Origin of the sequence: endosymbiont of Acanthamoeba sp. UWC8 (assembly GCF_000730245.1) — a bacterium.
In the GTDB taxonomy this organism is placed as follows: Bacteria; Pseudomonadota; Alphaproteobacteria; order Rickettsiales; family Midichloriaceae; genus Jidaibacter.
The window spans coordinates 1,469,959-1,484,192 of record NZ_CP004403.1 but is presented as its reverse complement, the minus strand read 5'-3'; the positions used below and the strand labels follow the sequence as shown (position 1 = coordinate 1,484,192).

The 14,234-nt window shown below is 35.3% G+C and carries 12 protein-coding genes and 1 pseudogene; 9 read left to right on the top strand and 4 right to left on the bottom strand.

The window, feature by feature from the left end:
• Window positions 1–2 precede the first annotated feature (2 nt).
• Window positions 3–779 (bottom strand): ABC transporter substrate-binding protein, encoded by a 777-nt coding sequence (locus I862_RS07125; protein ID WP_052646543.1) that lies wholly within the window; start codon window positions 777–779, stop codon window positions 3–5.
• Window positions 780–854: 75 nt separating this feature from the next.
• On the opposite strand from I862_RS07125, the gene I862_RS07120 reads away from it, so the two are divergent.
• On the top strand, window positions 855–1,280 hold the full coding sequence (locus I862_RS07120) for an arginine repressor (protein ID WP_052646542.1): 426 nt from the start codon (window positions 855–857) through the stop codon (window positions 1,278–1,280).
• A gap of 1 nt (window position 1,281) precedes the next feature.
• Here the strand turns inward: I862_RS07120 and rsmA are convergent, their stop codons facing one another.
• Entirely contained in the window at window positions 1,282–2,118 is an 837-nt protein-coding gene (gene rsmA, locus I862_RS07115; RefSeq protein ID WP_052646541.1) for a 16S rRNA (adenine(1518)-N(6)/adenine(1519)-N(6))-dimethyltransferase RsmA, read from the bottom strand.
• 63 nt (window positions 2,119–2,181) lie between these two features.
• Between rsmA and I862_RS07110 the strand changes: the two genes are divergently transcribed.
• The 6 genes and pseudogenes from I862_RS07110 (at window position 2,182) to cysS (ending at window position 7,738) form a co-directional block, all read left to right on the top strand.
• Window positions 2,182–3,069 (top strand): branched-chain amino acid transaminase, encoded by an 888-nt coding sequence (locus tag I862_RS07110; protein ID WP_038540582.1) that lies wholly within the window; start codon window positions 2,182–2,184, stop codon window positions 3,067–3,069.
• 133 nt (window positions 3,070–3,202) lie between these two features.
• On the top strand, window positions 3,203–5,401 hold the full coding sequence (locus I862_RS07105; protein ID WP_038540579.1) for an LPS-assembly protein LptD: 2,199 nt from the start codon (window positions 3,203–3,205) through the stop codon (window positions 5,399–5,401).
• A 19-nt stretch (window positions 5,402–5,420) separates the two neighbouring features.
• Complete coding sequence (locus I862_RS07100) at window positions 5,421–5,663, top strand: SurA N-terminal domain-containing protein (protein WP_038540577.1); 243 nt, start codon at window positions 5,421–5,423, stop codon at window positions 5,661–5,663.
• Window positions 5,664–5,665: 2 nt separating this feature from the next.
• Window positions 5,666–6,166: pseudogene (locus I862_RS08875) on the top strand (peptidylprolyl isomerase); the annotation flags it as partial.
• Window positions 6,167–6,175: 9 nt separating this feature from the next.
• On the top strand, window positions 6,176–6,367 hold the full coding sequence (locus tag I862_RS08450) for a hypothetical protein (protein WP_038540573.1): 192 nt from the start codon (window positions 6,176–6,178) through the stop codon (window positions 6,365–6,367).
• A gap of 33 nt (window positions 6,368–6,400) precedes the next feature.
• Window positions 6,401–7,738: a cysteine--tRNA ligase gene (gene cysS / locus I862_RS07090; protein ID WP_038540571.1), complete on the top strand. Its 1,338-nt coding sequence runs from the start codon at window positions 6,401–6,403 to the stop codon at window positions 7,736–7,738.
• Between the two features lie 9 nt (window positions 7,739–7,747).
• On the opposite strand, the gene priA is transcribed toward cysS, so the two are convergent.
• A complete protein-coding gene (gene priA, locus I862_RS07085; protein WP_038540568.1) occupies window positions 7,748–9,712 on the bottom strand; it encodes a replication restart helicase PriA in 1,965 nt (654 codons plus the stop codon).
• Between the two features lie 7 nt (window positions 9,713–9,719).
• A complete protein-coding gene (flhA, locus tag I862_RS07080) occupies window positions 9,720–11,840 on the bottom strand; it encodes a flagellar biosynthesis protein FlhA (protein ID WP_038540565.1) in 2,121 nt (706 codons plus the stop codon).
• 127 nt (window positions 11,841–11,967) lie between these two features.
• On the opposite strand from flhA, the gene I862_RS07075 reads away from it, so the two are divergent.
• Both I862_RS07075 and I862_RS07070 read left to right on the top strand, forming a co-directional pair.
• Window positions 11,968–13,308: a M48 family metalloprotease gene (locus I862_RS07075; RefSeq protein ID WP_038540563.1), complete on the top strand. Its 1,341-nt coding sequence runs from the start codon at window positions 11,968–11,970 to the stop codon at window positions 13,306–13,308.
• A 32-nt stretch (window positions 13,309–13,340) separates the two neighbouring features.
• Window positions 13,341–14,168 (top strand): DsbA family protein, encoded by an 828-nt coding sequence (locus I862_RS07070; RefSeq protein WP_038540560.1) that lies wholly within the window; start codon window positions 13,341–13,343, stop codon window positions 14,166–14,168.
• The last annotated feature ends 66 nt before the right edge of the window (window positions 14,169–14,234 follow it).

Below are 14,234 nucleotides of genomic sequence, written 5' to 3'. Positions count from 1 at the left end.
TTTTACTCTTTACTTTCAACAATCCATTTTTGTTCTAAGCTTCTTAACTTGCCTTCTTTTTCAAGATTATCCAAAGCATAGTTAAAAGCTTCGGTGAGTTCTGATTTAAGGGGTAAGACAACTGCATTACCGCCTATAAAATCTTCAATAACTCCGGATTTTAAATTCGGGTTTCTAGAAATTATTTTTCTTGCGATTTCCGCATCTAATAAAACCCCGTCTATCCTTCCGATTTTCAATTCCTCAATTAATGCAGGGACTCTGGCAATAGATAAAATTTCCAACGAGGGTATTTCCGCTTGCTTTTTCTTTAAGTAAGCTTCCATAGTTGAACCCATCTGCACTCCGATTTTTTTATTTTCAAATCGGGATATTGCTTCTATATCTTTCGAGTCAAGAGTTAAGATCTCTATTTTAGCCTGGTAATATAATTTAGTGAAATCTACGTTTTTAGCACGCTCGGGAGAAGGCGACATAGCTGAAATAATAAAATCTATTTGCTTGCTATTTAACGCAGGAATTAAGGAACCGAAATCCATGTCTTTAATCTCAAGCTTGAAATCAAGCTCATTTGCAAGCATATATGCTAAATCAATATCAAACCCCTGCGGCTTACCTAAATGCATAAACTCGAAAGGCGGATAGTCTAAAGATACCCCCATAACTAAAGTCTTTTTTATATCCCTATCTACATTATCATGCTCGGCAAATGGATTTAAGCACATTATAAGCGTAATTGATAGTAGGCCTAGAACTAATATTATAAGCTTCTTTTTCATTTTTGTTCTCGACTTTTCTTTGCATACTATGCTAACCTATTATGCATACATATGCAACATATAACTTCATAACCCATGATTGAAAAGCTGATTTTAGAAATTATAAAAAATGAGAAAATTTCGAGCCAGGAAGCTTTAATGCTTAAGATAGAGGAGTTGTCGCAAGAACACGTAGAGCAATCTACACTATCTAGAAAACTAAAGAAGCTGAATATTGAAAAAGAGAACAGCATTTACAAAGTAAAAGAGAAAAAAACCTTTTTCTCTAGGCCAGTTATTAAATATATCAATATTTCGGAGCCCAATCTTCTTATAATCAAGACTATTCCGGGCGTTGCCAATTCAATAGCTATTATAATTGATAATGAAATCGAAGCTAAATCCCAACTGGTATCAGAAATAGCAGGCACTATAGCCGGAGATGATACAATTTTTATAGCAGTAAAAAATCCCAATAAATTACATCTAGCCAGAAGGCAAGTTGAAGAGCTCATAATGTAGCTTATAGGGAAATAATTTTATCCCCCAGATCACAAAAATTTTTAAGTGTAAGATTCTCCGGCCTTGCAAGCGGATTAATGTTTAACTCCTCAAGCACTGATTCCAGATTCTGAACTTTATTTTTTAATATAGATCTGACCATTTTCCTACGTTGACCAAATAAGATTTGGGTCATTTTCTCCACTTTACTAATATTTGCATTATAAAGAGGTTCTTTTCTCGGGGTTATAGTTACTATACTTGAAGTCACTTTGGGAGGAGGATAAAAATGATGCGCTTCAACATCAAATTTTTTCTCAACTTCGCATAACAATTGGCATATAATTGAGAGCCTCCCGTAATGTGTAGTTGAAGGCATTGCCGACATTCTTTCTACTACTTCCTTCTGCAACATTACCGTGATAGACTCAAATAAATTTGTTTTTGTAATCCACTTTAATACTAACTCGGTACCGATATTATACGGAAGGTTGGCAATCACCTTAGCAGGATAGTCAATTACCTCCTCTTCCTTAATTTTGAGAGCATCTCCTTGCACTACCTTTAAACGCTCAACATTTGCAGTAATTAGAGTTTCTAAAGCTTTAATACAGTTTACATCCATTTCAACGGCAACAACTTTTTCAGCATTACTTGCTAATAATGATCTGGTTAAAGTACCTGCTCCTGAACCTATTTCAAGTACATTAACCCCTTTTAAATTTCCGGCCGATAAAACTATTCTATCAGTGATATCAGTATCAAGGATAAAATTTTGCCCAAGCTTTTTGTTTGGTATTAATTTATACCTTTTAATTATTTCACTAATTGAAGGCAGTATATTTGAAATTTTATCCATAGATTATTGCTTTGAGTTTGCAACTAATATATCTTCCTTCTTATAAATTAACAGGAGTTTTTTATGTCTCTTATTCCATTTGATCAAAGGGAAGGTTTTATTTGGTTTGACGGCAATTTTGTCGAGTGGAAAGATGCTAAAATTCACATTCTTACTCATGGATTGCATTACGGCTGTACCGTTTTTGAAGGTATTAGAATTTATAATTATAAACCCTTCAAACTAAGGGAGCATCAACAAAGATTAATCAACTCGGCGAAACTTGTCGGGTATAATCTACCGTTTACCCTGGAAGAGCTTGAGCTCGCTGCAATTAACGTGATCAAAAAACAAAATATTAAAGACGGGTATTTAAGACCAGTCGCATGGCTCGGCAGTGAAACTATGCTAATTTCAGGAAATAACTGTAAAGTGCATACTGCAATTGCGGGATGGGAAACTTTTGAACAATCCAGAACAACTATACGAGAAAGAGGAGCAAGAGTTGTAATAAGCAATTGGATAAAGCCTCCGGCCGCTTGTACGCCTTTTAAAAGCAAAGCATCGGGAATATATATGATTGCAACCATGGTAAAAAATGAAGCTACCGCAAAAGGATTTGATGATGCCCTCATGCTTGATATAAACCAAAATATTACTGAAGCAACTACTTCAAATTTTTTCATTATTTCAGGTAATAAACTTTTAACCCCGATTCCGGATTGTTTTCTAAACGGAATTACCAGGCAAACCGTAATTGAAATTGCTAAGACTAATGGTATGGAGGTAATAGAGAAATACATAAAAATTGAAGATTTAAATGAAGCTGAGGCAGCATTTTTTACAGGCACGGCTATTGAAATAATGCCGATCGGGCAAATTGCAGCAACTAAAGCCACCTATGGTTTTGATATAAAAAACCACAAACTTAAAATTTTAATGGAAGCTTACAGCAAATTGGTTAATGCTTAGGCTAACAATAATCCGAACACATTACCGATAAATTATTCACGATTTTCTAACAAAGGATTAACAAAGTTAATTAGTTGTTAAAATTATAATTTTTTGCTAAATATAACAATACTTACTTTATTTGAAATTAACAATGCAGCGTTTAATATTATTTTTTATCGGTTTAATACTCTTTGCCTATAAAACAAGTTATGGAAATACTTACGTAAACTCCCAAAATAAACCGGTATATATAGAATATAATGATCTTTTTTACAATGATGCCGATGAGGTAATTATTTTTAAGGGAGATGTTATAGTTGTGCAAGGCAATGAAGTCTTAACAGCTGAAGAAATGCATTACCATAAGGCTGAAGATAAATATTACGCTAAAGGAAATATTGCCATTCTTAAAGAGGACGGCAGCGTTTATTTTGCCGACATTTTAAATCTGGATAGGTTTTTATATAAAGGAAGAGCCTTAAATTTTAAAGGAAGACTTACTGAGAACGGTTTAATATCTGCATCAGAAGTAGAGATCTTCAGTAAAACTAAGATGCAAATGGGCAACGTAGTCTTCTCAACCTGTCGGATATGTGAAAACAATGTGTTTCCCAATATACCCTTATGGCAAATTAGGGCAAAAGAAGCCTTAATTGACCGGGATAAGGAATCTATCACTTATAAACACGCAAGATTAGAAGCCTTTGGAACTCCGATTGCATATACGCCTTATATTGTCACTCCTACTCCGGGAGCCAAGCGTAAGAGTGGGTTCTTATCACCGAATTTCACTTGGACAAATGACTTCGGTTACAGCATAAGAACTCCTTATTACTGGAACATAGCCCCTAACATGGATGCAACTACATCAGTCAGGCTGTTTACAAAAGATCAACCGTTACTGGAAGGAAACTTTAGGCACTTAACCGATCATGGTGAATACCTATTAGAAGGTAGCATGATTGATACTAAGAAAGTTCTAAAAGATGGTACAGTGGTTGAAAACAGTAAACAAGTGAGAGGCCATATTAACTTCGAATCCCTCTTTACTTTAGAAAATACTATGTTTGATAGTTATATCGGTCTTAATCTAATGAGAGTATATGATAAGAGTAAAACATATCTTAAAAAATATAAAATCAGCCAGGAAGATATCTTAACTACCAATGGATTTGTTAGGAATTTCTGGGATAATAATTATTTATTTTTAGATACTCTATACTTCCAAAATTTAAATACGGCTTATACCGACGCAGATTGGAAAACAGCTCCTAGAGTTGTTCCTTGGTTGAGAGGTTATTTTGATAAAGACTTAGAGTATAATAACTCAAAAATTTATTTTGATATTGATGCTTTGAATTTGCATAGAAATACCGGTTTAAAATACCAAAGGTTATCTTCTACTGTCGGATACAAAGTCCCTTTTGTTTTACCCTATGGGCAGTTATTACAAATAGGTGGAAGTATTAGAGGTGATTATTATCAGGTACACCAAAGTAATAACTCTAAAAAAGTTACCGGCGATAAACCGGTAGGTAACACCACGATGGCTTATCCGCAATTTGATATCGAATGGAGATTACCTCTTGTAAATTATACTAATTTCGGAACAATAACTCTTGAACCGATTGCAAATCTGATAATTGCCCGCGATCATAAACCGTCACATATAATTCCTAATGAGGATAGCCAGTTTTTTGAAATTTCTGCCTTAAATTTAATAAGTAGCAACAGGTATTTAGGGCATGACCAATTAGAAACAGGATCTCGCTTAAATTACGGCTTAAGAGGTAATTTAAAAAGCAAATATATTGAAAACCTCGGTTTTACCGTCGGAGAAGTTTTTAATTTTAAAAAGCATGAAAATTACGGTAAAGCTTCCGGCCTTACAGAAAAGAGATCCGATTATGTAAGTAAAGTATATTTACAGCCCATCAAAGAAGTATACCTTGTGCATAAATTAAGATTAGATAACAAAGATTTGTCCGTAATGCGTAATGAAGTATATACTTCTTTAAATTTACCTGAATGGAATATGTCGATAAATTATATGGAAGTCGGTAAAAAAATATTTACTTATAATAACCAACTTAATAAAATTTATCGCAAAGATGTAACAAGCACAGCTTCATATAATATTTATAATGATTGGTGGCTAGGGGGGCATGTAAAGAGAAAATTAGGCGGTAAAATCCCCGGAGCAAGTAAGAAAATTTCCGAAGGGGTGAATCTTAACTATCTCGGAGATTGCTTACAGACATTTTTTGTTGTAGAAAGAGACCATACAAAGCTTAATGATTTAAAACCAAGCACGACATATGCTTTAAATGTTAAGATTCCCGGATTTTAATTAGAGGAAAAGGAGTAGAATGAAAAAAATATTGTTATTTATATTTATTATCTTTTACCAACTCTCATATGCTGCTGAACAAGCAGTTGTTGCAGTCGTAAACCATATGCCGATAACCGACCTAGATCTAAATCGCAGAATAGAATTGGTTGTAAAATCCAATAATCTGCCTCACAACCCGAAAGCTTTAGAAGCTTTAAAATTCCAAGTTTTACAGATGCTAATAGATGAAAAGCTTTTTGAACAGGAAGCAAAAAACTAAATATCATAGTTGATGAAATAGATATTAAACGTGCTTTTCATACTATTGCAGCTAATAATAATTTAAAGATTAGCCAACTTGATGCATTTTTAAAAAACTCGGGAATTTCTCAAGATGAACTGGAAAATCAAATAAAGCATCAATTACTTTGGTCAAAACTTATTAAAACTCAAATTGAACCGTTTGTAGTAGTAACCGAGCAGGATATCAAAGATTCCCCTCTATTACAAAGAACTCACTCTACAACTCGAGATGAAGATAAAGTAAGACTTGCAGAAATAGCAATCTTTACCGGCACTAATAATATTGAGGAAGCTAAAGATTTAATAGAACAATTAGCTGACCAAATTAAAAACGGCGCTGACTTTGCCAAACTTGCCAAAAACTTTTCTCAAAGCTCCAGTGCTGCTAAATCAGGAGAGATAGGTTGGTTTTATATCAAACAGCTATCTAATGAATTCGTTGAAGCAGTAATTAATCTTAAGCCGGGTGAAATTTCTGAGCCCATTATTATGAATGATAGCGTATATATAATAAAAGTACTTGATAGAAAGGTTGCTCCGCAGCAAAAAGAAGATTTACCCCCTTCAAATTTGGCTAAAGATGAGGAATTAAGAGAATCTTTGAAACAAAGGAAGCTCGATAACCGAGTTAAGGCTTATCTTTTAAAACTTAGAAACCAAGCTTTTATTGATTTAAAATAATTCTTAAATCCAAATCGGGTAATATAAAAAAATATGTCCATATTTTTAACTAATACACTTACCAAAGCTAAAGAAGAATTTATTCCCATAGATCCGCTTCATATTAAGATGTATGTTTGTGGCCCTACCGTTTATGATCGTCCTCATCTTGGTAATGCGCGCTCTGCTGTGGTGTTTGATACTTTATATCGGTTACTGAAAAAAGTGTATCCTAAGGTTACCTTTGTTCGTAATATTACTGACGTCGACGATAAAATCATTACAGCTTCCGAACTCAATAAAGAAGATATTAGCTCCCTAACCACTCGTATTACCGATTATTATCATGAAGATATAGCGGCCATTTCTTGCCTTCCTCCGACAATTGAGCCGAGAGCAACCGCACATATCCAAGAGATGATTGAAATGATCGAGAGCCTAATCAAGCAAGGGTTTGCTTATCCGGTAGAAGGGCATGTTCTTTTTAACATTGAGTCTTTTGAGGGATATGGCAAACTTTCAAGAAGAAGTGTTGAAGAAATGATTGCAGGAGCAAGAGTAGAGGTTGCACCTTTCAAAAAGCACCCGGCTGATTTTGTTTTATGGAAGCCCGCAAAAGAAAATGAATACCATGCCAGCTTCGAAAGCCCATGGGGCAGGGGTAGACCGGGTTGGCATATTGAATGCTCTGCAATGAGTAAAAAGCACCTCGGCAATACTTTTGATATCCATGGCGGAGGAATAGATTTAACTTTTCCTCATCATGAAAATGAAATTGCTCAAAGCGTATGCGCTAATAATTCCGCCGAATTTGCCCGTTACTGGGTACACAACGGTTTTTTAACTGTTGACGGCGAGAAGATGAGCAAAAGCCTAAATAACTTTAAAACCGTGAGAGAAGCCTTAAGTGAAGGAATTGAGGGCACTGTGCTAAGGTATTTTTACCTCACGACTCATTATCGCAAGCCTCAAGATTTTACCCAAAAAGCAATTGACGATGCGAAAAAGGCTATTGAGAGATTCAGAAACGTATTAAGTAAATTTAATAAAGAAGACTTAGCTTCTACAGCTAACCTTGAAGTAATAGAAGATTTAAAAGATGATTTAAATACTCCTGCTGCTCTTGCCAGACTTCATGGTTATGCTGATCAGTTTTTCAAAGGCAATGAAACTATGGCGCTTCATCTTTATAGAAATGCCGAATTTTTAGGTTTAAATCTTTTAAAAGATATTGAAACTATACCTGCTGAAATTATAAAACTTGCAAACAATCGCATGCAAGCTAAGGCGGAAAAAAATTGGCAATTAGCTGACTCTTTAAGAGGAGAAATTGAGAGCAAAGGTTATACTATAAAAGATACCAAAGGAACTTTTGAAATTAGCAAGCTTTGACAATACTTCTTATAAAAAACTATAAGGGTCAATATCTATCTTAAGCTTAACTCTTGGAGAGAGGTTAATTTTAGAAAGCCAATGAGCAATAATCTTTTGCATATTTATATTCTTTGCACTCTTAATAATGAATCTATAACGATATCTTTTTCTTAACATAAAGATCGGAGCAGGTGAGGGGCCTAGAACAGTAATATTGCCGGTTTCAGGAATATGAGCAGCGATTTGATCTGCGGTATCCAAACAAGCTTGTTCACTTATAGATTGTAAAGTTATAATTGCAAGTTTTGAATAGGGGGGCATATCAGCTTCCATTCTATCATTTAACTCCGCTTCATAGAACTTCTCACTATTTCCGTTGCTTAAGTTTTTTAGCAATGCGCTTTCCGGTTCATAAGTTTGAATGATTACCACTCCTTTCTCAGCTTCTCTCCCTGCCCTGCCTGAAACTTGATGCAGTAACTGATAGGTCCGCTCTAGTGTTCTTATGTCTCCGCCGACTAAGTTTTTATCAGCTTCTATTATCCCGACTAAGTTAAGCTTAGGGAAATGCAACCCTTTTGCCGCCATTTGGGTACCGATTACAATATCAACTTCATTATTCATAATTGCATCAATTATCTTTTCAGCTTCTTTATGGTTTTCGATGGTATCGCTGGTAAATAAGACAGTTCTGGCATCAGGCAAAAGTTTTTTGATTTCTTCTTCTATTCTTTCTACCCCCGGGCCTAAGGCAAAAACTTTTTCGGTACTGCCGCATGTTGTACATTTTTGCACTTTCTCAATTGAATACCCACAATAATGACATTGTAAAACACCTTTTTTCTTATGTTCTACCATCCAAAAATTACAATCCGGGCATTCTACTTTAGTTTTGCAGTTACTACAGTAGGTAATCGGAGCATACCCTCTACGATTAAGGAATAATAAAGATTGTTGCTTTGAAGCCAGGATTTCTTCAAGATGGCTTTTTAAGGTGGGAGAAATCCATTCTCCTTTATTAAGCTGCTCTTTATTCAAATCAACTATTTTAATTTCCGGTAATGTTGCTGTTCCGTGACGAGAAGAAAGATAAACTTTTTCAGACTTGTTTTGCTTAACGTTATATATACTTTCTAAAGAAGGAGTAGCTGAAGAGAGAATAATAGGTACTTTTTCCAAACTTGCCCTTAAAATCGCCATATCTCGAGCATTATAGATTACTCCTTCTTCCTGCTTGTATGATTGATCATGCTCTTCATCGATTACAATCAGCTTTAAATTCCTATACGGCAGGAATAACGCGCTCCTTGCCCCGACTATAAATTTTGCTTTACCGCTGAAAACCGCCTCCCAATATATTTTTTTTTCCTTAGGAGAAATGCTTGAATGCCACTGAACCGGCTTAAAACCTAACCTTTCTTCAAATCTTTGCATAAGTTGAGTGGTTAAAACAATTTCAGGCAATAGCACTAGCGTCTGTTTACCTTGATTAATTAATTCTTCCACAGCTTTTAAGTAAACTTCCGTTTTACCGGAACCGGTTATACCTTCAAGTAAAATAGAGCTATATTGATTTTGTGACAACTTTTCTTGAATAAGCTCTAAAGCACTTTGTTGTTCCTCTCTTAAGCTCACCAAGTTTGATATGGTTTTATGCGCTTCTATTTCAAACTTAACTTCTTTATCAAAATGCTTATTGCCCCCAAGTACCATTTTAAGTATTAACCCTCTGGGTACCATGTTATAATCCGCTACCCGGCCAATAAATTTTATAAGGCTTTCTTCAAATTTCAGCCCCCTATAAACTTTACTGATTTCCTTAAGTTTACCATGGCTTTCATTGGTCTTACCTATAATAACACCAATTATCTCGGTGCTTCTGAAAGAAACTTTAACTAGCTGCCCGTGCGATAAGTCATCTTCACCCGTATATTTATAGGTAAAAGGCTTATCGAACCTTAGCGGTAGCAAAACAGAATAAAGTGTTTCCATTATTTAATTAAATTTGACCTATTGTTTTAATTTTAGCTTTAGGGTGAATTTCGCTTTGCGATAACACTACTATATTTGCCCTTAATCTCTCAACAATAGCTCTAATAAAAGGTCTAAGATTTGAGGAAGTTAAAATTACGGGAAACTCCCCTTCAAGCGCATGTCTCTCTAAAACTTTATTAATGGAAGCAACAAATTCCTGCAATTTACTCGGCGCCATTATAAGTTGCTTTTCATCATTATCTCCGGTAATTGCATCTGCAAATGCCTGTTCCCATTGAGGTGATAATATAACTATCGGTATATATCCTTTTTCATTAGTATTAGTATGGCAGATTTGCTTAGAAAGCCTGGTTCTCACATGTTCCGCAATTTTTGATGCATTGTTGGTGTTCACTGAAATCTCGGAAACAGCTTCAAGAATAGTGGATAAATCTCTAATTGATACCCCTTCGGATAAAAGCTGCTGTAAAATCCTCTGTAAAACTGTGGTAGAAATTTGTGAAGGAATGATCTCCGAAGCTAATTTCTTATGTTCGGGGGATAATCCATCGATTAGCTTTTGGGTTTGGCTATAGGTAAGTAACTCAGTTATATTTTCCTTAATAATTTCCGTTAAATGAGTGATAATAACCGTCGGCGGGTCAACTACCGTATACTCTTTAAATAGTGCTTCTTCTCTTTGATCTTCAAGTATCCACTTAGCAGCTAACCCGAACGCAGGTTCAGTCGTGACTTCTCCCGGAAGCTCAATAGCTTTTCCTTTCGGCTCCATTACTAACAGCATTTCCGGCCTGACATTCGACCTGCCGCACTCTATATCTTTAATCTTAATACAATAGGTAGTCGGGTCTAGCTCAAGATTATCCTGTATTCTAATTGAAGGTATAATGAACCCCATATCTCTGGCAATCTGCTTTCTTAAGGCTTTTATCTGATCAGTTAATTTATGGCCTTTTTGATAATTAATTAAAGATAATAACTCATAACCTAATTCCAGTTTTATAGTATCAATTTGTAAAGTATCACTTAAAGCATCCTCAGGAGCGGTTCCGTCAACACTTTCATCACCTTGAGCTTTACCATCTGCTTTCTCTTCATCCGCTTTAACCTTAGCTTTAGCCTTATTTAAATAATATGCAAGGCCTGAAGTTATACCGGCTACAAATAGAAAAGGAACAGCAGGAATCCCAGGCATCATCGCCATAAATGCAATTAACCCCGAACTAACTCCTAAAGCTTTCGGATAACTTCCCAACTGCTCAAATATTGCCTTTTCAGCGGAGCCGGTAGAACCTGATTTTGTTACCAATAAACCTGCCCCTGTAGATACTATTAATGCCGGTATCTGAGTAACCAATCCGTCACCGATAGTAAGTATGGTATATGTGGTAAGCGCTTTTTCAAAACTCATGTCCATTTGCACGGTACCGATTATAATACCGGCAACAAAGTTGATAAATATGATAAGCAGTGCAGCGATAGCATCACCGCGAACAAATTTATTAGCACCATCCATAGCTCCGAAGAAAGTATTTTCATCTTCTAAATGCTTTCTGCGAGTTCGTGCTATTTCTTCACTGATTAATCCGGCTGAAAGATCGGCATCTATAGCCATCTGTTTGCCCGGCATTGCATCTAAGCTAAATCTTGCCGCCACCTCTGCAATCCTGCCCGAACCTTTAGTAATAACGATAAAATTTATAATAGTAAGAATAGCAAAAACGATAACTCCGATTATAACCGAGCCTTGCATAACAAAGTAACCGAATGCCTCAACTACGTGCCCTGCCGCACTGGTACCCGTATGACCTTTACTTAATATTAGCCTGGTGGTTGCAATACTTAGAGAAAGCCTTAGCATGGTTACAACTAATAAAACGGTAGGAAACGAACTAAAATCCAGAGGCCTATCAATAAAAAGCGATGTCATTAATATCAAAACTGAAAGTGTGATCGAAATACTTAAAAGAAAATCAACTACCATTGGAGGAATCGGAAAGATAAGCACCCCGACTATACAAAGAACACCTACTGCAAAAAAGATATCTAAATTGCGCTTTGAACCGGAAAGTCCGTTTAAGATTCCTTCCTTATCAAATGGCAGATTGAAACTCCCAATGCGCATTTAAATCCTTACAATATAATATGTTTATAAGTATGAGTATAGGTGGGAATAATATTTTGTTAATACTTTTTTCTTTTATTTCTAAGAATTTTCAAGTTAAACTACTTCAAAACCTACTAAGTAGAAAATGCATATTTCAAAAATCATTATTTTTATTGCAGCATTTCTGATATGCAACACTGCACACGGCATGCAAATAATAATTGATGAAGAGGCAGAAGAAGTAATAACTGAAATTGCGCGACCGATCTTCACAGCAGCAGGTTTACCCGGTAGAGATTTAAAAATCAAAATAGTCGGCGATAAAAGTATTAATGCATTTGTAATGGATAATACTAATATTTTTATCTTTACCGACCTGATTACTTTTTCGGATAACCCGGATGTGCTCGCGGGAGTAATCGCCCATGAGTGTGCTCATATTGCTTTAGGACATATTTCGTTAACTCGCGAAAAGATGGAATCTTTGAAGAATAAAATGATTGCAAGTACTATTTTAGGAGCTGCCGCAGGGTTATTAAGCGGAAATTTTGAAACCTTCGGTGCAGTAGCATTGGGTGGGAAACATGCTGCTGAAATGGATTTTTTAAAGCACTCAAGAATACAGGAATCACAAGCAGATGCTGCTGCAATTAAATACTTAGAGAAGATTAAGTTGTCTCCTGATGGCTTATCTAAGCTCCTTCGCCACTTAAATAGTAATGAAAGAATTTTTTATAAGGGATCAAATCCTTATCTTCTTACCCACCCGGTCTCCAGAGAAAGAATTAATTATATTAAGCAAAATACCAACCTATCTTCAGGGGCTCTCCCTGCAAGCTTAAACCATAGGTATAAAATGGTTGTAGCTAAGATATTTGCTTTTACTTCTCCCTTTAAGGAAGTTTTTAAAAAGTATGGGGGCACTGATAAACCTGACCTATATGCACATTCGATTGCTTATTATAAAATCGGGAAATTAAAAACCGCACTCGAGCTCATAGATAAGCTGCTTTTATTAGAGCAGAATAATCCTTACTTTATTGAACTTAAAGCCCAATTTCTGTATGAAAACGGCAAGGTTAACGAGTCTATTACTTATTATGAAAAAGCATTAAAACTTAAAAGTACATCTACTATATTTAAAATCGAGTTAGCTTCCGCATTAATTACCGCCGATTCCGACCTTAAAAAAGCCGGAGAACTTTTACGCTCTGCAATTGATGTCGACAGATCAAATTTTAGTGCTTGGCACAGTTTAGGAGTTGTTTTGGGTAAGGAAAATATGACTGACTATTCATATATAGCTCTCGCTCGTGCATTTGCAATTATCGGAGATACTAAAACTGCTAAAAAATTTATTAATAGTGTAAGCAGTAAATCCGATCACATCAAAGACCCATTTTATATGAGCGCACTGGAAGAAGCTAAAACAGCAATAAAAAATAGAAAATCACTTGCTTATTCTCATAAAACTTTTAAAAGATAAGTTGCAGTAAATTATAAAATACGGTCATCAATATGAATTATAGAATTTTATCCACCTATGTTTTCCTCTTAGGGTTCTTTGCTTTCCTGGGTTTTGCTTATTTTAATTATTCTAAATCTCCTTCTGCGGAAAAACTTAATACTGAGAAACTTAGAGAAAATGAAAATGCTCTTGAAGAAACTATAATAAGAGTGATTAAAGATAACCCTGAAGCGATTATTAAATCATTAGAAAATTATCAAATGAAAAAAATGCAAGAGGCAATTGCTGAATCAGGTAAAAAAATAAAAACTCACTTAGCGGAACTTGAAAATAATTCGGATGATCCGAGAGTGGGAATGAAGAATGCTAAAGTTAAGGTAATTGAATTTTTTGACTATAATTGTGGTTATTGCAAACACACGGCAAATATCAAGTCTAAAATTATTGAACATAATCCTGATATAGAATATGTGTTTAAGGAATTACCGATTTTAGGCGAAAGCTCAGTACTTGCGGCTAGATATGCTTTGGCTGTAAATATAGTTGATAAGGACAAATATTTAGCATTCCACTTAGCGGCACTAACCGACAAAGGTAAGAAAGACGAAGAAGCTTTACTTAGCTTAGCGGGTAAAGTCGGAGTTAATATTCCTAATCTTAAAAAGGCTTTAACTGATAATAGGATAAATGAAATTATCCAAGCTAATCAGAATCTTGCCAGAACAGTCGGCATAGGCGGAACTCCTACATTCATTATAGCCGGAGAGCTTATGAATGAGTTAGGCTACGAAAGCTTAGTTGCAAAAATTAACGAAGCTAAAGCTAAAGCTAAAGCAGAGCAGCCTAATAAAGTTACCCAAACCGCAGATTCAAAGTAACTCGCTAACTTTGTAATAATACTATAAAAAAAATAATATTAATTTTATACCTCTTCGTCTATTCTA